This is a genomic window from Brevibacillus sp. MER 51, from assembly GCF_023714195.1.
Lineage (GTDB): Bacteria > Bacillota > Bacilli > Brevibacillales > Brevibacillaceae > Brevibacillus.
Map to the genome: position 1 here is coordinate 760,163 of NZ_JAMAUS010000001.1, position 18,158 is coordinate 778,320.

The 18,158-nt window shown below is 43.8% G+C and carries 21 protein-coding genes and 1 pseudogene; 10 read left to right on the forward strand and 12 right to left on the reverse strand.

Translation table 11 applies throughout. From position 1 onward, the window contains the following. Positions 1-40: 40 nt before the first annotated feature. The 4 genes from M3630_RS02875 to yneA all read right to left on the reverse strand — a co-directional run bounded on the left by M3630_RS02875 (position 41) and on the right by yneA (position 3,401). Entirely contained in the window at positions 41-2,290 is a 2,250-nt protein-coding gene (locus tag M3630_RS02875; protein WP_251251158.1) for a HelD family protein, read from the reverse strand. 39 nt (positions 2,291-2,329) lie between these two features. After that, positions 2,330-2,695, reverse strand: a complete 366-nt coding sequence (gene crcB, locus M3630_RS02880) for a fluoride efflux transporter CrcB (RefSeq protein ID WP_251251159.1) — start codon at positions 2,693-2,695, stop codon at positions 2,330-2,332. Between the two features lie 96 nt (positions 2,696-2,791). Further along, positions 2,792-2,989: a DUF896 domain-containing protein gene (locus tag M3630_RS02885; protein ID WP_007718933.1), complete on the reverse strand. Its 198-nt coding sequence runs from the start codon at positions 2,987-2,989 to the stop codon at positions 2,792-2,794. Between the two features lie 76 nt (positions 2,990-3,065). Then, entirely contained in the window at positions 3,066-3,401 is a 336-nt protein-coding gene (yneA, locus tag M3630_RS02890) for a cell division suppressor protein YneA (RefSeq protein WP_221868634.1), read from the reverse strand. Between the two features lie 162 nt (positions 3,402-3,563). Between yneA and lexA the strand changes: the two genes are divergently transcribed. After that, entirely contained in the window at positions 3,564-4,187 is a 624-nt protein-coding gene (gene lexA, locus M3630_RS02895; protein ID WP_007718939.1) for a transcriptional repressor LexA, read from the forward strand. Between the two features lie 50 nt (positions 4,188-4,237). Here the strand turns inward: lexA and M3630_RS02900 are convergent, their stop codons facing one another. Next, complete coding sequence (locus M3630_RS02900) at positions 4,238-4,723, reverse strand: DUF456 domain-containing protein (protein ID WP_088907929.1); 486 nt, start codon at positions 4,721-4,723, stop codon at positions 4,238-4,240. Between the two features lie 108 nt (positions 4,724-4,831). Between M3630_RS02900 and M3630_RS02905 the strand changes: the two genes are divergently transcribed. After that, positions 4,832-5,407, forward strand: coding sequence for a DUF4269 domain-containing protein (locus tag M3630_RS02905; protein WP_251251160.1), 576 nt, complete (start codon positions 4,832-4,834; stop codon positions 5,405-5,407). 336 nt (positions 5,408-5,743) lie between these two features. Here M3630_RS02905 and M3630_RS02910 read toward each other — a convergent pair. Both M3630_RS02910 and M3630_RS02915 read right to left on the reverse strand, forming a co-directional pair. After that, positions 5,744-5,934 (reverse strand): annotated as a pseudogene (locus M3630_RS02910) (SOS response-associated peptidase family protein); the annotation flags it as partial. 84 nt (positions 5,935-6,018) lie between these two features. Continuing rightward, positions 6,019-6,909, reverse strand: coding sequence for a GNAT family N-acetyltransferase (locus tag M3630_RS02915; RefSeq protein ID WP_251251161.1), 891 nt, complete (start codon positions 6,907-6,909; stop codon positions 6,019-6,021). Positions 6,910-7,604: 695 nt separating this feature from the next. Here M3630_RS02915 and M3630_RS02920 point away from each other — a divergent pair. Next, on the forward strand, positions 7,605-7,868 hold the full coding sequence (locus tag M3630_RS02920) for a CD3324 family protein (RefSeq protein ID WP_007718970.1): 264 nt from the start codon (positions 7,605-7,607) through the stop codon (positions 7,866-7,868). A gap of 157 nt (positions 7,869-8,025) precedes the next feature. After that, a complete protein-coding gene (locus M3630_RS02925; RefSeq protein WP_251251162.1) occupies positions 8,026-8,664 on the forward strand; it encodes a FusB/FusC family EF-G-binding protein in 639 nt (212 codons plus the stop codon). Positions 8,665-8,725: 61 nt separating this feature from the next. Here M3630_RS02925 and M3630_RS02930 read toward each other — a convergent pair whose 3' ends face one another. The 4 genes from M3630_RS02930 to M3630_RS02945 all read right to left on the reverse strand — a co-directional run bounded on the left by M3630_RS02930 (position 8,726) and on the right by M3630_RS02945 (position 11,374). After that, entirely contained in the window at positions 8,726-9,241 is a 516-nt protein-coding gene (locus M3630_RS02930) for an SRPBCC domain-containing protein (RefSeq protein ID WP_251251163.1), read from the reverse strand. Between the two features lie 31 nt (positions 9,242-9,272). After that, positions 9,273-9,617 (reverse strand): ArsR/SmtB family transcription factor, encoded by a 345-nt coding sequence (locus tag M3630_RS02935; RefSeq protein ID WP_173607911.1) that lies wholly within the window; start codon positions 9,615-9,617, stop codon positions 9,273-9,275. Positions 9,618-9,790: 173 nt separating this feature from the next. After that, positions 9,791-10,756 (reverse strand): SDR family NAD(P)-dependent oxidoreductase, encoded by a 966-nt coding sequence (locus tag M3630_RS02940; protein WP_251251164.1) that lies wholly within the window; start codon positions 10,754-10,756, stop codon positions 9,791-9,793. Positions 10,757-10,867: 111 nt separating this feature from the next. After that, complete coding sequence (locus tag M3630_RS02945; protein WP_251251165.1) at positions 10,868-11,374, reverse strand: TetR/AcrR family transcriptional regulator; 507 nt, start codon at positions 11,372-11,374, stop codon at positions 10,868-10,870. A gap of 236 nt (positions 11,375-11,610) precedes the next feature. Between M3630_RS02945 and M3630_RS02950 the strand changes: the two genes are divergently transcribed. The 3 genes from M3630_RS02950 (at position 11,611) to M3630_RS02960 (ending at position 13,626) form a co-directional block, all read left to right on the forward strand. Further along, positions 11,611-11,748 (forward strand): hypothetical protein, encoded by a 138-nt coding sequence (locus M3630_RS02950; RefSeq protein ID WP_251251166.1) that lies wholly within the window; start codon positions 11,611-11,613, stop codon positions 11,746-11,748. Between the two features lie 510 nt (positions 11,749-12,258). Continuing rightward, on the forward strand, positions 12,259-12,345 hold the full coding sequence (locus tag M3630_RS02955; protein ID WP_083261501.1) for a YjcZ family sporulation protein: 87 nt from the start codon (positions 12,259-12,261) through the stop codon (positions 12,343-12,345). 876 nt (positions 12,346-13,221) lie between these two features. Beyond that, the gene (locus tag M3630_RS02960) at positions 13,222-13,626 is read left to right on the forward strand and encodes a hypothetical protein (protein WP_251251167.1); all 405 of its coding nucleotides are present in this window, start codon (positions 13,222-13,224) and stop codon (positions 13,624-13,626) included. Between the two features lie 596 nt (positions 13,627-14,222). On the opposite strand, the gene M3630_RS02965 is transcribed toward M3630_RS02960, so the two are convergent. Next, on the reverse strand, positions 14,223-15,170 hold the full coding sequence (locus M3630_RS02965) for an ABC transporter substrate-binding protein (protein ID WP_251251168.1): 948 nt from the start codon (positions 15,168-15,170) through the stop codon (positions 14,223-14,225). A 342-nt stretch (positions 15,171-15,512) separates the two neighbouring features. Between M3630_RS02965 and M3630_RS02970 the strand changes: the two genes are divergently transcribed. From M3630_RS02970 to M3630_RS02980, 3 genes are all read left to right on the forward strand, one after another. Then, entirely contained in the window at positions 15,513-16,151 is a 639-nt protein-coding gene (locus tag M3630_RS02970) for a flavin reductase family protein (RefSeq protein ID WP_251251169.1), read from the forward strand. A gap of 41 nt (positions 16,152-16,192) precedes the next feature. Then, positions 16,193-16,477 carry a GNAT family N-acetyltransferase gene (locus M3630_RS02975; RefSeq protein ID WP_251251170.1) on the forward strand — a complete coding sequence of 95 codons (285 nt, stop codon included), beginning with the start codon at positions 16,193-16,195 and terminating at the stop codon, positions 16,475-16,477. 275 nt (positions 16,478-16,752) lie between these two features. After that, positions 16,753-17,550 carry a putative protein N(5)-glutamine methyltransferase gene (locus M3630_RS02980; protein WP_251251171.1) on the forward strand — a complete coding sequence of 266 codons (798 nt, stop codon included), beginning with the start codon at positions 16,753-16,755 and terminating at the stop codon, positions 17,548-17,550. The last annotated feature ends 608 nt before the right edge of the window (positions 17,551-18,158 follow it).

Sequence of the window (18,158 nt, forward strand, 5' to 3'; positions counted from 1 at the left end):
GCTTTTTACAGGCAGAGGGTTTTCTTTGATGAATCGATTCTTATTCGTCAGTAGCCATGGTGTACAGCGCTGTCGGTAAATCTTTCAGCAACGGTGAAGAAACATCATCAACCTGCGTCATAACAAGCCGATGGACCGGACGTGTCATCGCGACGTACAACAGTTTCGCATCCCATTCATTATTTTGATAGGCATCCACATCCAGTATAATGACCACATCGAACTGCAAGCCTTTTGTTAAAAAAGCAGGCATGACGGTTACGCCACCGGGAAATTGGTTATCCTTGCTGCCTAACAGAGTCAGATCAGCTATTTTGTCTTGCAAGCCTTTATGGGCTTTTTTACTCGCTTGTATGGTTTTCGCTACGATGGCAATCGTTTTGAAGCCTTCCGACTGGTAGGCAGCCACACGCAAAGAGATGTCCTCCCACAGTTGCGCTCGTGAACGAGCCTTGACCATGATTGGTTTTTCACCATGTCGCAAAACCGGTTTTGCCAATACCGTCTCAGGCAATTCAATTTGCCGCAACACTTCATTGGCGCAGCGCATGATCTCAATTGTGGAACGATAACTTTGCGACAACGTATAATAAGAAGGAAACAGCTGGGCAAAAATCCCCTTCGTCAACTCTTCCCAGGTAAGAATCCCCCGGTAGCTATGAATGCCTTGCGCAATATCTCCCACGATTGTGAGCGAGTTTCGCTTGGTTGCCAATGCAATGACGGCTATTTCTAACGCACTCAAGTCTTGTGCTTCATCCACGACCGTATGATCAAAATGCTCCGCTTTATTCATTCCTTCAACAATATGCTGCAAGTATAGCAATGGAGCGATATCTTCCGGCTCCAATCTCTCCTCTGCAAACAGCGCAGCACTAGACTGCGTCACATCACGCACCACTTCGTCTGAAATATCAGCAGGTACGAGCTTGCGCAGCAATTCCTCGTCAGCAATCAATTCGCGATAAGCTGCGAAAATTTCCAGTCTTGGAAATGAAGTCAGGTACGTATCCAGGATTTGCTCCAGCATTTTCTCGAATTTGTACAAGCCTTCTTTGTCCAAATCGACTTTTCGTTCTCGCAAATGGGCAAATAATTGCTTGTTCATTTCTTGTTTCAAATGCTTACGAAGAGCTTCTACCCGTCGATGATACGGCATATTGGCGAATTGCTCCAAGAAGCATTGGCGAATAAAATCACCCGGAATGGAAAAGACTTGTTTCGTTTTATTGTATAAAAAGCTGAGTTTCTTAAAAGGAATTCTCGTTTCGACGATATGCCGGATATATTGCTCCAGCGCCTCCCGACAAGCGAGCGATCCTTTGAAGCGAAGCCTGTTTCGCGTTATTTCTTGCTGGCGCTCATCCTGCCCCTCTTCAAAGAACAATTGCAGAGGCTTATCCGGACTCACGATTCTCCATCCTTTTGGCAGCAGAGGTTTCACGAGACGCGCTGCCCAATCCACAAAGGTAGACTGGTGAACGTCATCGACTCCCAGCTCAGGCAAAACCTCGGATATATAGGTAAGAAACATCCGGTTTGGTGCGAACACCATGAATTTTTTGGACATCATGGAATCCTGGTAGTTATATATCAAATAGGAGAGTCGGTGCAGCGCAATGGTCGTTTTTCCGCTCCCCGCTACTCCTTGCACAACGATGGGCCGTTCTTTTTCCGCCCGGATAATATCATTTTGCTCGGATTGAATCGTAGCGACGATGTCTTTTAGCCTGCTATCGTTCGCATGATTCAGATTGGCTGCCAAAAATTCATCAATGAAGCCCTCTTGCAAAAACTCGTCTGGATGCCCCATTTCGCGGTTAATCGTTTCTTTTACCGCTCCATCATAGATGCCGACGATCTTACCGTCTTCAATCGCAAAATTACGCTTTAAGCGAACTTCACCACGTACGATCTCTCGTCCCATTCGATAAAACGCGTCTTTGCTCTCACCGGAATAGTAAAGACTGGCGATAGGCGCACGCCAATCCACGACGACAGAGTCAAACGTATCGCTGCGTACAATTCCCCGTTTTCCTATGTAGACCTGATCCAGCTCGTAGATCTCATCTTTCAGGAAGTCCACTCTGCCGAAATAAGGCTTCTCTCGCCCCTGATCTTCCAGGTAACGCAAATCCTTTGCCTTTTTATAGTTAACGACCTGTTTCACATAGTCATCTGTCGCCTCGCGAATATCATTGCGAAGCTGTTCCATTTCTTCGTCAATCGCCGAAATCGTTTCATCCAGCTTTTTTTGTTCCCATTCATAATCACGATGCTGTGTACTCACCTTCATTCCTCCTCACATGTATCGTGTCCATTGAACGTATCAGGACCATTGCCTACCCAGCCATATTCCAAACGCACAAGAAAGTAGCCCGACTCCCAAACTGAGAAGAGCGTACAAAGTGCCACGCAACAGGTGGCCTTCTCCCCAAAAAGTGACCACTTCCAAGGAAAAGCTAGAGAAAGTCGTAAATCCTCCCATGACCCCCGTTGCAAATAAGAGGTAGAGTGTTGGAGATAATATGCCACGTTCTTTCCCCAGCACGAACAAGATGCCGATGATCAACGATCCACAAACATTGGCGATCCAGGTTCCCCATGGCCATCCTGGCTGATTCGCAAGCAAAGACAATAGGTAGCGCAAAAGAGAGCCAACTGCTCCTCCAACCGCTACAGCTATCCACGCCATCGCTTTCCCTCCCTGGCTATCAAAGCGTTATGTATGTCACAGAAAAAGACACCCTAGCGTCAAGCGAGGATGTCTGTCGTATCAGTAATTGTTATCTTACTGTTTTGGCTTATTTTCTTCAAGGTCTTCCACATAACGGATGGAATCCAAATTTGCTCTCAATGAAAGCTTAACGGCGTCAATGTACTTTTGGCGCAATGCTTTTTGTTCGAGCTTTTCTTCTTCAGTCAAACCTTCTTCGCGAGATTTTTTGACCAATTCATTAATGCGTTTAATTTCTGCGTCAGATACCACTGCTGGTTCCTCCCACTCTGTAGTAGTGCCGCTTCATTATACCACATTCGAATGATCCCGCAAGACAGCCGAACACTTACGGCATATCAGGCATGATCAGAGTCTGACCCGGGTAAATCCTGTTGCTATCCAAACCGTTCGCTTCCTTGATTTCTATGATATAGTCACGAACATCTGTATGCTGATCTGAGTAGCGAACGGCTAACGACCATAGGCTATCTCCGGATTGTACGGTTACCTCAATGCCTTGTGGCTCCTCCATTGGCGAAGAAGCAAACACTAGTTCGGTCAACAAGTAAAAAAAGAGAATAAATGTAATAAGAAACAAGAGAGCTTGACCTCTCGTGATACCAAAACGAACACGACGTTCTTCTTTTTTCTCGAAACGATTACGTACAGTCGATGAATTCATGATAATGGCCCCCTTACAAACATACGTTCTGTCCTCTTGTAAACTCATAATAAATGAGAACATACGTTCATGTCAACAATGAATCGAACTTATGTTTGTCGAACGCAAGCTCCCATGGTATAATATAGGAAAATATGTTCGAGAAATCAGGGGTGTCTTTCTATGTCAAAATTATCGAGTAGACAACAAGCCATCATCGAGTTCATACGAAAGGAAGTTCGTGATAAAGGATATCCGCCTTCTGTACGTGAAATTGGAGAGGCTGTCGGACTCGCTTCCAGCTCAACGGTACATGGTCATTTGGCACGTTTAGAGAAAAAAGGCCTCATCCGTCGAGACCCTACCAAACCTCGCGCCATCGAATTGCTATCAGATGAAGATCGTTTTCAAGACAATTTCGAAGACTCTGTCGTCCGTGTGCCCGTAATCGGAAAAGTAACTGCTGGACAACCGATTACAGCCATTGAGGATGTGGAAGAATACTTCCCGCTTCCAGACAATATCGTGACTTCAGACAAGGTCTACATGCTGCGTGTCTCCGGGAACAGTATGATTGATGCCGGAATTCTCGACGGAGATTACGTCATTGTTCGCCAACAACACGTAGCGAACAATGGTGACATTGTCGTAGCCATGACAGAAGAAGACGAAGCGACCGTCAAAAGATTTTTCAAAGAAAAGAACCACTTCCGACTCCAACCGGAGAATGCCACAATGGAACCGATCATTCTGGAGCATGTCACCATTCTCGGTAAAGTCATCGGTGTCTATCGCCTCATTCACTAGTTTCCACGTAAAAAAGGACAGCCTCGGCTGTCCTTTTCGTTTTCTATATGTTATCTGGCGATAAAAAACCAGATGATCATCGTAACTTGCAAGATGACTTTTACGACCGCACTACCCAAAAATCCGATCAGTGAACCTACCCCTGCTTTCACTGCTCGCTCCATCGATTGCTTCTGCACCATTAACTCTACGAGAACGACGAATACAAACGGCAAGATCAGCATACCAAACGGTGGAAACACGAAAATCCCGAGGATAATTCCGACCGCAGCGGCAATGGACGACCACTTTGACCCCCCATACTTTTTCACGAAGTACATGTTCGTCAGCAAGTCAGCACCGTAAAGTAGAATGCTTAGAACGACCATTCCCCACCAAAAGGATGCCGGCAATCCCGCTCCCGGATCTGCAATAAAAAAGTGATAGAGTAAAAAGCCCGCCCACAGCAAGATCGTATCAGGTAAAACGGGTAAGAAAATTCCTGCGATGCTAAGCAAGAACAACAACACAACTACGACCCACAAAAATATTTCCATCCACTACACTCCCTTCATTTAGGTATACGAGTGATTACCGATTTCGTTGCGTACTTATTCACTTTTGTCTAAACTATTTTAAAAGAAAGTAGACATGGAGGTTGTCTCATGAGAAATTGGCATGATCTCTCTTACCTGGGCAGAGGAACAATACGCCAAAAAGCGGCGTTGGAAGCAATTCAACAGACGCACCTCATGGAAGTACTATCCGATTACCGTCCAGTGCTTGCCGGAACCATCCCATTGAACATTGACGTTGTAGGAAGTGATCTGGATATTATTTGCGAGAGTCATGATTTGCATCAGTTTGAGCAGGTTGTTCGTAAAGCGTTTGGCTGTTTGCCTGGATTTGAAGTGACTCAACTAGATATAAAAAGTATCCCCACGTGCGTTATCTCTTTTTTCACAGCTGACTTTTGGTTTGAATTGTTTGCTCAACCGTTAGCTGTCGAAAAGCAAAATGCCTATCGTCATATGGACATCGAAGCACGATTGCTAGAAATAGGGGGCATGGATGCATACCAACACATCAGAGCTCTGAAGCAAAGCGGCATCAAAACCGAGCCTGCATTTGCTCGATACTTTCATATTCCAGGTAGTGATCCATTTGAGGCCTTGTTGCAATTGGAATCGTTAACCGAACAGGAATTACGTGAAAGAGTTCATCTCCTACGAAAGGATTAATCTTCAATCAAAGAGCCGACCATAAGTGCCCCTTCACGATTGTGATCTAGAGCATCTTCTCTTTCTGCTAAGCGAAAGTACCGTCAGAGGCGCATTCACTGCCAGCATCGACACTTCAGACACTTTTCTTGCCCAGCCTCGGGGAGCCTCCTTCGTTCACGAAGCCTCTTCCTTCCTTGGGATGTGAACAGGATGTTCCACTCAAAATACGATAGCCCTATGGACCTTTTCAGGTGTTACCATAGCCCGGAACCTACACACATATATACAAATCCACGCCCTACAAGGTATTCCGCAAAAAAACTTGCCCTTACTTGTGGTATGGTTCAGCGCGAATGCATTGATCATTTTGTAGCTGCTCTTCTCATCGGCAGCCCACGACGGCACTAACCCCCATCTCAACTAACCCATACGTCGCTTGCCACGGTCAGAAATAATCGCTGGAATGAACTGACCCGGTGCAATATTGTACCGTGGCTTTGCTCCCATTTTTCCAAGTTCGTTACGAGAGTAAAACGACCGCACATGCTTTTCCCTCAGATCCTTCCATACTGGACGCCTGCTTTTCTCTTCTATTTTACTGTTTCACCTGACGCGTCATTTCAAACCTTCTATGCGTGTGAAGTAAGCGGAAAACGAAAATGTTCTGCCTCTATTTTTAACGAGGGTCGAACAAATAAGACATCATCGGTCGTTGTCATCCATGCAGATTGGATCTTTTTATTCTCACTATCCGGCATGAAGTGAAATTGAATGTTTGAAGTCTCAGCCGTTACCAAATGAGAGATGACCGCTTCTATATCAACTGGTTCTTTGCTTACAAGATCAAATACATGCAGTTGGTCGTCTTCTCGTTCAAATAAGACAATCACATCCTCCTCTTCGAGATAATAGATCGCATCCCGAAAAACAAGCAAAAAGTAAAACATCAACAGATGCTCGCTATCCTTCACGCCTAGTCTCGATGAAACGGGGATTCTTTTAGCAGCAAATTCCTTCATAATAGTAAAATCAGCCTCATTATCGACATCCAGCTTACGTAAGGCCAATTTTTGTCCCACTTGCTTTTTCAAATCGGATGCCAATAAACGAAAACTACTTTCCAGTACTCTCTCAAACCCGAACTTCGGATAAAAATCGAGCACGGTATCATTGGCATACAAATATATAAAATCGTATTCCTTCTCCCATGTTTCAAGAATATGATTCATCAATTTCGCTGCCAAGCCTTGGTTGCGATAGGCAGGATGCGTCATGACCGTTCCGATCTGAAGTGCTTTATACTCTTTCCCATTGCATGTCACGATCATCTTACTGGCAGAAGCGTTCGCAATAACCTGTTCCCCATCCAAATAGGAATAGCAAACATAGTTGTCGTTCCAAAAACCCTTGTTATCCCATTCTTTAAAATCGAGCTGAAAGATCTGCTTGGCAAGGTTATTAAAGCTTTCCTTGTATGTTTCGATATGCTTGTAGTCGCTAATCAATCGATATTCACCCATGTAAAAACCTCCCATTCCATTGTTTGTGCTGTTTGTCATCATTCATTCCTCTTCAGCAATCCCTTCTTTCCAAATAAAAAAGACCACAAGAAGAATTCTCTTCTCATGGTCAAATTAATCGTTGTGATGAAGATACCTACCCCGAACAGAATAGATACCGTACTCAAACGTGAAATTTGTTTAAATGAGATACAATGCCTTCTAATCGCTTTTGAAAAAGGTATAAAAAAGAAACAAAGGGGCGCCCTTCATTTGACCTTTTCCCATATAAAATTCATTCGAATTTTACTTAGCGATTATCAGTTTCATCATACTCAATCAAAACCTCTTTTCACATTAGATACCACCACTATATGTGACTTTCAAAAGATTGTAAATAAGCATTCCATATCTCCTTACATTTTTGTAAGTATCGTTACACAAACAGGCCATTTTCTTATATAATTCAAATAGCCCCTTTCAAAAAAGGGGGACACCGTTTTTAAAATGGACCTCGAGGGGGGTGTACGAATGGCGAATGCACTCAATTTGCCACATACCGCAGCGGCTCATGCAAAGCCTAGAAATAGTAAGGCGATACTTTGCATGAGGTGGTCTTCCGTTTAAACGAATCATCGCCTTCATTTGCGTATCTCATTTCCTATTTCTTGGCTTTGCCCCTTATTTGCCTATCTATAAATAAGGAGCGAGCAGAAATGAAATGTGTAAAAGCAAACTTAATCCTTCCTGAATCGTTACTCGCGGAAATTCAAAAGTACGTGCAAGGAGAAACCATCTATATTCCAAAGACAAAAGTGACCCATCAAAAATGGGGGACGCGCACCGGCGGGAGAAAACTCCTGGATGAGCGGAATACGGCTATTAAAAGCAGCTTTCGGGCCGGGACGGCTATTTCTCAGTTAGCGGAGGAATACTTTTTGTCTACCGAGACGATTAAAAAAATCGTGTATACCAAATAGACGTTTATAAAGCACTGACGACTTTTCCATTTAAGTTGTCAGTGCTTTTTTATGGCGAGTTTTTTTGGGAAATGTCCTCTCCCTTTCTCTTCGCTTGCAAACACGTTAAAGTAAAGAAGAACCCACCAAACAAGACAGAAACAGGAGGAACCGCAAGATGGAACCTTTTATCCATACGCATCAATATCACTTCATTAAATCACGCGTTCAAGCAATCATGAACGCCTATGCGACCAGTACAGATGTCAACGTGATTCGTGCTCGCAAAGAAATCGCCCATGAAGAAATCTTTCAATTGTTCCCAAACATGACGGAAGAACAAAAAGAGATTTTACAACCGATTGACTCGATTAAAGAAAAGGCAGAAGGAAAACAATTTTTGCATCAACTTTCACCATTTGTGATTCCCTTCCCTGCTCTCACAGAGTCTTCCATTAAGAAGCTCTTTCCGAAAGTAAAGAAGTTGAAAGTCTCGAATTTAGCTGAGATCGATTTTTCCGAAATCTCTTATGTGAGCTGGCTAGACACCTCTACAGAAAAGAAATTTATTGTTGCTTACCACGAAGGAAAACTGGTTGGCATACATGGACAGTTTACAATAGTAAACAAAAAAGGCGTTTGTGCGCTCTGTAATCGCTTTGAGGAAATCGGCATGTTCGTCCTTGAAGCCAAAGGTTCTGGGGATGGAACGTATTTGAAAAAAGGAAACTACATTTGCCAAGACAGTGTGACGTGCAATCAAAATATCATTTCGCTGGATAAGCTGAACGATTTTATCTCTCTTATGGTGAAATAAGTCTGCAACGAAAATGAAAAAGCCGTCTGGTCTCCATGCCAGGCGGCCTTTCCTATGTTCCTTACTTGATCTCGGTGAGACTTTCTTCCAAACGATCCCATGTTTGGGTGATGCCCTCTAGCATGCCCATGTCCATAACAGTTTTGAGAGCTTCCGCAGATACATACTCAGAACGGTTGACCAGCTTCGTCTTGCCACCCAAATCGATGAATTCCATCATAACCTCTGTCGAAGGCATGGCATCATTTATGTTGCCTTCTGCATCTGAAAAGTAATCGGTATAGACAATTTTCTCGGGCTCAACAATCTCCTTATAAACGCCTTTGCCCCAAGATTCCATTCCGTAAAAATCACCTTGGTTCTTATCGACGCACTTCATGCAGTAGTGCCAAACACCGCCTGGTCGGAAATCAACATGACAAACCGGGAGTTCCCAGCCTTTCGGTCCCCACCAACGCTTGAGATGCTCAGGCTCCTTAAACATCTTGAACACCAGATCTCTAGGCGCGTCGAATACACGCTCCAGTACCAGCACCCGCTCGTTCTCTACCCTTGAAATCATTGCGTTTCTTGACATAGTAATTCCTCCTCATTCATTAGAATGGATCTCAATCATTTTCTTTGTTTTGCAGTTCCCGCAAATAGTCTTCCAGATTATCGAATCTCTCTTCCATAACACGCTGGAATGACTTCACCCAAGAATCCAGCGCTCGGAAGGGCTCGGGCCTGAGTTTGTAAAATCGGCGATTGGCTTCGGCCTTCACATCCACGATACCGTTGTCACTCAGCACCTTCAAATGCTTCGAGGCTTGGGGCTGGCGAAGCCCCAGTTGGTCAGCGATTTCCCCTACAGTCAGAGGGCCTTCGCGCAAAAGTTCGACGATTTTCATACGATTTGGTTCAGCCAAAGCACTCAGCGTCGCCATGTCCATGCCCGGATTCATCCCTGACATGTCACTCACCTCGTTACATGATGGATTCTACGTTCATCTCATCCCCTTCAGCGTTATTGTGATCGTCTTGTTAGGTAAAATATACACCAAAGGGAATATTCCTGTAAAGGAATATTTAAAAGGATTTTACAAGTTATTTTGTTAGTGATTAATCAATCACAAATGGTCAACATTTATTTGATGGGAGCACGATTCTGCAAATGCTGGATGGTTGCTGTTATTCCCTCCTCGAAATTCGTCGCTGGGATCGGTCCAATCAGCCGTTTATATTTTTCTCCGCTAAGGATCAAAGGTTTTTCAGTTAAGTACAGCATCTCGACAACCTCCTTCATCACCGGGACGAACATCCCCAACAAAGACAAACCAATTTTCCCAAGTGGAATGACAGGTTTTGCGGTGCCACTTGCTTTTTGGGCGATTCGGACAATATCTCGACCGGAAATGATGCCTCCACCTGGGATGTGCCAATTTTGTCCATAAGCAAACTCACGGCAGGCCAACTCTACAATCATCTTCGCCGCATCCGGTAAATAAACAAACTCGCGAGGAACATGCATGTTCCCAATGAAAAGACCAGGTTTTCCAGCCGCAATAGCCTCAAGTGTGGAACCTAAATACGATGCTTGATTAGCAGTGGGTCCATAATAATCCGGTAATCTGACAATCATCGTTCGCGCATGATCCCACCGACTGCTAAACAGCATCTGTTCAAATGCCAACCTGATTTTTCCTTTCTTCGTATGCGGTTGCTTTGGATGCTCCTCCGTCACTGGTTCCATCTGCTTTTTCCCGTATAGATAAATGCCGTCTACTGCTACAACCTTCAAACCTCTCTTGTTTGCGGCTTCCATGATCGCTTCGCCAAGTGGGATCAGCTTATTCACCATCTCATGGTAAGGGACGTTTGCACAATGGAAGAGTACATCCGCTCCTTCCGATGCAGCTATGATGTCTTGAGACCGGAATGCATCTCCGACGGCCAGTGACAAATGTACTGGATTCCCCAGCTCTGACGCCATTTGTTCTAGCTTTTGTCGAGATCGCCCAAAAGCAATCGTTTCAATCCCTCGATTGATGAGCTCTTCCAAAATTGCCGCTCCCGTTCCGCCTGTTGCCCCGACTACAATCGCTTTTTTCATTCGGATCATCTCCACTCGTTTTATTTTGTGATTGATCAATCACTAACTAGTTTGAACTATAACGCTTTAGTTAGTGATTAGTCAATAACTAATTCTCGCAATTTTTCTCAGCTACACCTCCATCAATTCTGGCATGTCCAAAGCCGCTGAAATGTTACACAGCATTCCTCTTGCCAAGAAAATAAGCGTTCTCTCTTCCGGATTCGCGATGCCCGCTTTGCGAAAAGCTGTTAGGACAATCTGACGAACCTCCCGAAATGCTTCGCGCATTGCCTCACGAATCAAAGGCTCTTGAATCGTCTGAGCCTGCATTTGAAGCAGTATTTCATTTTGATGGGATGCCAAAATCTTTTCATATGTCTTGATTAAATCTGTTTCCAACTGCTCTTTGGATGCGGACTCCACAACGAGACGGAAAGAGTCAATGATCCGTTCCCATGACGCCTCTAATGCTGCCAGTAACAACGCTTCCTTCGATGCAAAAAACTTGAAAATATACGGCTGGGAAATCTTTGCACGCTCTGCAACCTGCGCTGTCGTTGCCCGGAAATATCCGATTTCAGCAAAAACCTCAATGGCCGCAGAAACGATTTCCGTTTTACGATTGACTGACGTCATTGCAGGATCGCCTCCCTTTTAGTGATTCATCAATAATATCTGATTATACGCCAGTTTGTGATGGGTTTCAAATGACTTATTTCACTCAACAAACTTCGCGATTGATGATGGACGTGGCAGGTCCCCTCTGCAGATGGGATTAACTGTGTCCTTTTCATCTACTCCATTTATTCAGAATATATGTTGGTCCCAAGCGTATACTTTTTTGGAAGGTAACTTTATGAGGGGGAAGATTTATGAAAAAATTTGCTCTGTTTGGTATTGCTGCTGCATTATTTCTAGCGCTTTCATTTCCTGGTGTTAGCAGCGCAAAAGAACAACGTGTACCATGTGAAGCTGACGGGTATTGCGGATGGCCGACCTATAGCGTTTAACACCAACCATTCCAATGAAGTTGGAAAGAAACAATGATAATTCCTGTATAAAACGACGACTGCCAACACAATTGCAAACGATCTTGGCGACAAAGGTGCTAATGGATATTAATAGGTTCGTAACTTCTACTTTGTATTATTAATCAAACATCATTTACCGACTGATAAACTATCGGTATGATGTTTTTCTTTTTTTGGATTCATTGTAAGTCCACTTTATACAAATGTATGTAGCCGGGAGAAGAAAGTATGAAAGGCCTTTTGAAAATGATGAGTCTTTGATAGAGATAGCTATGTCCAAGAAGGTTGTCCCAAATGCCATGAATGTGGCTAGGGGATAGCCTTTTTTTGGTCGTATATCCCTTGCTGATTTACCCTTTTTGAGCGCTTGGACATGGCTGGAACATGCCCAAATTTTTTAGTTACTGTGGTATCGCCCTTACATAGCTCCTCAATTTGCATAGCTTGAGTTTGAGGTTCTTCCTCATACTTTTCAAAGGGGTGATATCGATGGGATTCTTTGACGACAATTTTGCTTTGGTCTTGGTTCTTTTCGTTTTATTAACAATTGTTGCTTGCAGCTGTGATGATTGCTAATATCTGTCCAATGTGATGGGCGGCTAGGCTGCCCTCTTTCTCCCTCTAATGACATCATGGAGCTTTGAGCCCTTCTTTTGTCCAATCCTCCCACGTTACGCTTTGGTAGAAGGTGTGTAGTATGGTGGAGAGGTCAGATTAGGACGCCCTGTCCTAGGACAAAACTTTTTCTGTGGTATTTCATTCACTTACCATTTCAACAAAAGAGCCGCCCGGTTCTTTCTCCGAGCGGCTAAATGTCTTCATGTGAAGAATTTTGTTCCAACTACATACTTCAGAGTAGTATTCCGTTTACGCTTTCCACTTCCGTCGTCATCACAATAAAAGGGGTCCGGTTGTTTACGAAGGAGGCCGTTTCTTTGAATCTCGTTTTTGCGAGCAACACTTAAACGTAAATAGTTTCGTTCAAAATGTTGGATGACAAATTCGATTCCAGCCTTTAAAAACGAAAAGCCTATCCCCTTCCCTTTCAGATCCGGTTTCATTCCGAGCCCGATATCGAATATTCCTGCGAATATTTCCAAATTGCGACTTGCTTTGCATCTGTCATTGTCATCAAATGAAAGTTCATTATCCCCCTCCATCTCCATAAACCACTGAAACTCACTTCTCGCTTTCTATAAAACCATCCCTCTGTTTGTCGCATCGTGAATATTGCCAATGATCGTGATCGTTGCGATTAATTTTTATCCTATGCTTCTTGTAAGCTCACCTGCTAGATGGATTGAACTGTAGGCATTTGCCTTAGCAAAATTTATTCTGGGTGGATTTTCATAACAATGTAAATATTTACCATTTGATTTGATTTGAGTATAATTACCTTTAGCTTATGTATTTAGAATTTGGTCAGAATTGATTAAAAGGAGTGTACTAGGTATGAAAAAACAGCTTCTCTCTATTTCGATGTTCGCTGTACTCCTCTCTTGCGCACCTGCATATGCCTCCGCTTCTACCAATGCTCATGTACAAGGTGGACCAAACACAGTCACCGTTGAGCAACAAAAGCAAGCAGAATCATTCACCAAATATTACTACCTTACTCCTGGGCAGTTAAGTCCAAAAGAAGCGATTTATCTAAAAAAAGGGCAGGAACTCCGTATCGGTGCAAAAGGTAGCTTTGCTTATTACACAGTTTATAATGCTCAAAATAAACAGATTTGGAGCGGCACAACAGGTATCATTATCAAGGCTGATGCGGACGGGTATCACTACGTACAATTTCAAGCGCCCTATTCTTATCAGGATCAAAATGTAATCGTCGCTACTTATACGATTCAGTAAAACATGCTCTGGTGACGTTCCTGAATGCTAATCCACATACATTTTCGATACATGGGGTACATTCGACCAATCAAATGGACACTTGTATTCGTACACTATCTTAGATCGTCATCAAGAGGTGATATCACTTGAAAAAGAGAAAATCTAGGTCTAAGCGATTCACGAAAGTAAATGGTCAATTGGTTGAATTTCTTCCTAGTTTTCAAGAATGTATGAACGAATGTAGACGTGTAAGTCCGCCTCATGAAGATTGTGAAACACTATGTCTTCCATATCTTGACTCAAGAAGAGTACGATTGGATGAAGAGTGTTATGATCGTTGCCGCCGTTGGAGATCTCACGGGATTTGTGATCACATTTGTCAGGTGCCCTATTGAGCATGAAGTTTGGTGTACCCCGACTTTTTTGTCCCAATCTCCCATCATACTCTCTACGAAAATAGCGTGCTGTTTTGTGGAGAGGTCGTTTTTCCTGTTTACGTCTTGTTTCGTGGGTGCCGTCTGGATGAGCTCTATTTTTTGAACGCACCCACGAAAGAAAAAACCCCTCGTGACAACATGCACAAGGAGTTTCGCTTTTCTGTGTTGATCGCATCGCTATTGCTTTTTCAGCAACATGCTTCCAATTTCCTCTAAGAGCATTTCCTTTCCAATTGGGCCAAAGGCTTTGATGTTGAATGTTTCATTGCTTACTTCATAGAGATGGCCTTGCTGAACTGCCTTGTTGCTTTTCCATACTGGGCTCTTTTTCAGTTCTGCGTATACATCATCCGCTTTTCCGCCGAAATTGACGAGGAACATATGGTCTGGCTGAAAATTCGTCAGTCCCTCCAGTTCGATCATTTCCATTGTTTTATCAGCAGGTGTTCCGGCTGCTGGCTTCAGGCCGAGATCAGTGAACAAGATATCTGCATATCCATAATTCCCATACACGCGGAACAATTTTGGCGTTACGGCCAAGAACATAAAAGTCTCGTCGCCGTAAGCTTGCTTAAGTTGCTCGTGCATTCCTTTCGTCTTCTCGTCATACCCAGCCAGCCATTTGTTCACGTCCTCTTCTTGTCCAAACAGGCGACCGATTTCTTTAAACTTATCACGCCATTTGTCCATATCTGTCTCCAGAACGACCGTCGGCGCAATTTTGGACAGTTGCTCGTACATCTTTTGCTGGCGGTTATTCATAATAATCAGGTCTGGCTTTGTTTCTACCACAGCTTCGAGATTAATGGAGTCATCCCACATCCAGCCAACTGGTTTTACATCTGTCAGCTTATCCGCAACGTGGGACATGATTTTTGTTTTGTATGTATTGGCCGTAGCAACCGGCTTGTGTCCCAAAATTAAAAGCTCCTCCGCTGCTCCCGATACGTCTGCAATTCGTTTTGGCTCCACAGGGATCGTCACTTCCCCCATCAAATGCTTGACTACGCGTGTCTCAGGCTTTTTCGGTGCTTCCGAAGCCGTTTGGCTGCTTCCACAACCCGCGGATACGGCAGCAACTACGGCGACCAAGCAGGCCAGTACAATTCGTGTTCCTTTTTTCATGTGCTCATTTCTCCTTGTCACGTGATGTTTGGTGTGAGGTATTATTTGATAATGATTATCATTATAAGTGATAGAGAAGATAATCACATATTTGAGCTCTCATGTCAATGATTTTTATATTTTTTGTGTATATATAAAAAAATGAACTTATCGTCTTGGTTCATGAATGCGAGTTGTGCTTGATGTACGTCCCCTTCCTCCCCTTCTCATCAGTAATGTGGTGTAAAGTTCACTCGAAATGAAATAGCAAAATAACGAAATGGATAGTGATTATAATTTGAACTAGGTCTCATATCTGAGGCGATGGAAAACTTTTCTTTTCGAAGTGGAGGGAGCGCGATTATGCATAAGGTAGTTGAGCCAAAAATTCTTTACTTTGGGACGCCGGTTGTACTCATCAGCACTTTAAATGAGGACAATTCTGTCAACCTGGCCCCCATGTCTTCTGCCTGGTGGCTGAATCAATCATGTATGCTTGGAATGAGTAGTTCATCTCAAACCGTTGCCAATTTGTTGCGCGAACGCGAATGTGTTTTAAATCTTCCTTCGTCCGATCTTGCTCATGCGGTAGACCGTCTAGCTCTGCTTACTGGGCGAAATCCTGTCCCAGAGCGCAAGGCTAATGTTGGATACCAATTTGAACCGGATAAATTCGGAACAGCTAGGCTCACCCCCCAAGATTCAGACCTGATTCGGCCTCCACGCGTTGCTGAGTGCCCAGTTCAATTGGAGGCGCGATTAGAGCAGGTCCATAATTTTGAATTGCCCAGCTCTTTAAAAGCTATTGAAGTAAAGATCATACGCGTTCACATTGATGAACAAATCCTAATGACTGGCGAGAAGAACTACATCGATCCTGAGAAGTGGAGCCCACTGATTATGAACTTCTGTGAGTTTTTTGGCCTTAGCACCAAGCTGCACCCGTCAAGATTAGCACCAGTTTTTGGTCCATCTCCAAGTTCCGTTAGCAAATCGAATTAAACATTGGTTGGGAGAGACGAGATGGAGATTTCCCAACGTTATTGGAAAGATGCAATTACTGGGCAGGACTCCGGGATGAAAACGGAACACTCATTGCCTTCGGGTATGTTTGTGGTACTGGATTACTACATGGGTATATGGAAGATATAATTGTGCATCCAGATCATCAAAAGCAAGGGGTTGGTGTAGCCTTAGTAAAAAAACTGTTAGAGGAAGCAGAACGTACTGGCTTAGGTATTGTAACGGTAACCTATGCCTCCGAACATACTGAGTTTTATAAAAAAGGTGGTTTTACTGCTTGCCCTGGTGGACTCTGGAGGAAATAGCGTAATAAATATCAACTTCGTCCACCTTTTCTAAAGTGAAGCATTAGGAGCCAATAATCGGCTCCTCTTTCTATATGAGCACTTATCAATTTCATTTTTTAAATAGAGTTGTTTCGAGTCGCCGCAAGACATATTCGGAATGAAAATTTCTTTCTTCATTCACTCACCCATACAAGTCCTCCCATTTTTCAAATCATTTATTGTATTGCCCTTAAGCATAGAATAAAATCAAATACATAAAATTACATCAATTCTGAAGTGAGGGAAATTAGTATTTGAAAAATGATTGGATTCATGGCGAGCAATTTTTTTCTACCATCGTCACTAAACTTCAGGGAGCTGGGTGTGTTTTCGCTGAAGATGAAGCCAAACTCCTCATCGCCTCAGCAGGGGGTACGGCTGAACTTTCGGACATGGTAGAACGACGAATATCTGGTATGCCTCTCGAACACATTATCGGCTGGGCGGAGTTCTGTGGGCTGCGGATTATGGTGGATAAGAGAGTTTTCGTTCCCAGACAGCGTACAGCATTTCTCGTTAGACAGGCTACCGACCTCATCCGTCAAAAGTCCGTTGTGCTTGACCTTTGTTGCGGTTCAGGGGCGGTGGGTGCAGTTCTTGCTCACATGAAACAGATCGAATTGTATGCTGCAGACATTGATCCAGCCTCGGTGCAATGCACCCGTCGCAATATTATTACCGCAGACGGTCACGTATACGAAGGAGACTTATTTGAGCCTCTTCCAAAACAACTTACGGGGCGCGTTGACGTCATCGTTGCCAATGCTCCCTACGTTCCCACTAAATCAATCGAATTTCTCCCACCTGAAGCTCGCATGCATGAGGCGAGAATAGCACTCGACGGAGGATCGGATGGGCTTGACGTTCAGAGACGAGTAGTTGCTGCAGCACCACTCTGGCTGGCTCCTGGTGGACACTTACTCGTTGAAACAAGCGAGCGTCAGACATCACAGACAGTCGCTATCTTCACTCATTGCGGGCTGAAAACACGGGTTACACGGTCTGACGAGCTCGATGCTACCGTCGTAATCGGAACGAAAACGACTCCCTAAAATGGTTTAGGAGTGTACTCCTGTCCACAGGGAGAGCTCAGTGACGATGGTACCGGGGTGTACGGGGGAACCCGATACATGGTGTGGATTGCCCATACGCCTCCCATTTGTTGTAAGAGGGTGCAGATAATTCGAATCTTCGAAATTGAAGTCACTTAGTCTATGAACGCCTGAATCAAAATGCAGCGGCGAGTAAAAAGTTTACCAGCGCCTTATTTTAAAAAATGGTACAAAAATAGCTGCTCACTCAGGCTAGTTTTTGTACCGCATGATATTATGTACAAATTAAATGGTGCTTGTCATGTATGGTAAGCAACATCGGAGAAATAAACATGGTGGTCATCTCGATAAAAAAAAGCCCCAACTGCTTTAAGCAAATTGGGACACACAAGAAGTAATACGTGAATAAAAAAGTAGTTATCCATATAGTAGGATATCAGCTCGATATTTACTACAAGTATATATAGGTATGCATACCTTCTCTTGCCAAAAAAATAGCGCAGACTCATCTGCACAGATTGAGTCGTACGCCTTACCCAAGAGAGTCTACACTAGATTTCATCTTTCATTACTTATATCGGTTTGATTGGGCGGCTATTTCCTGTATA

Coding starts and splice junctions, on each gene's coding strand:
- M3630_RS02930 (WP_251251163.1), bottom strand. CDS start 9,241: ATGTCAAGAAACGCAATGATTTCAAGGGTAGAGAACGAGCGGGTGCTG.
- M3630_RS02905 (WP_251251160.1), top strand. CDS start 4,832: ATGAGAAATTGGCATGATCTCTCTTACCTGGGCAGAGGAACAATACGC.
- yneA (WP_221868634.1), bottom strand. CDS start 3,401: ATGAATTCATCGACTGTACGTAATCGTTTCGAGAAAAAAGAAGAACGT.
- M3630_RS02935 (WP_173607911.1), bottom strand. CDS start 9,617: ATGTCAGGGATGAATCCGGGCATGGACATGGCGACGCTGAGTGCTTTG.
- M3630_RS02940 (WP_251251164.1), bottom strand. CDS start 10,756: ATGAAAAAAGCGATTGTAGTCGGGGCAACAGGCGGAACGGGAGCGGCA.
- M3630_RS02965 (WP_251251168.1), bottom strand. CDS start 15,170: ATGAAAAAAGGAACACGAATTGTACTGGCCTGCTTGGTCGCCGTAGTT.
- M3630_RS02960 (WP_251251167.1), top strand. CDS start 13,222: ATGAAAAAACAGCTTCTCTCTATTTCGATGTTCGCTGTACTCCTCTCT.
- M3630_RS02915 (WP_251251161.1), bottom strand. CDS start 6,909: ATGGGTGAATATCGATTGATTAGCGACTACAAGCATATCGAAACATAC.
- M3630_RS02900 (WP_088907929.1), bottom strand. CDS start 4,723: ATGGAAATATTTTTGTGGGTCGTAGTTGTGTTGTTGTTCTTGCTTAGC.
- crcB (WP_251251159.1), bottom strand. CDS start 2,695: ATGGCGTGGATAGCTGTAGCGGTTGGAGGAGCAGTTGGCTCTCTTTTG.
- M3630_RS02970 (WP_251251169.1), top strand. CDS start 15,513: ATGCATAAGGTAGTTGAGCCAAAAATTCTTTACTTTGGGACGCCGGTT.
- lexA (WP_007718939.1), top strand. CDS start 3,564: ATGTCAAAATTATCGAGTAGACAACAAGCCATCATCGAGTTCATACGA.
- M3630_RS02950 (WP_251251166.1), top strand. CDS start 11,611: ATGAAAAAATTTGCTCTGTTTGGTATTGCTGCTGCATTATTTCTAGCG.
- M3630_RS02920 (WP_007718970.1), top strand. CDS start 7,605: ATGAAATGTGTAAAAGCAAACTTAATCCTTCCTGAATCGTTACTCGCG.
- M3630_RS02945 (WP_251251165.1), bottom strand. CDS start 11,374: ATGACGTCAGTCAATCGTAAAACGGAAATCGTTTCTGCGGCCATTGAG.
- M3630_RS02925 (WP_251251162.1), top strand. CDS start 8,026: ATGGAACCTTTTATCCATACGCATCAATATCACTTCATTAAATCACGC.
- M3630_RS02955 (WP_083261501.1), top strand. CDS start 12,259: ATGGGATTCTTTGACGACAATTTTGCTTTGGTCTTGGTTCTTTTCGTT.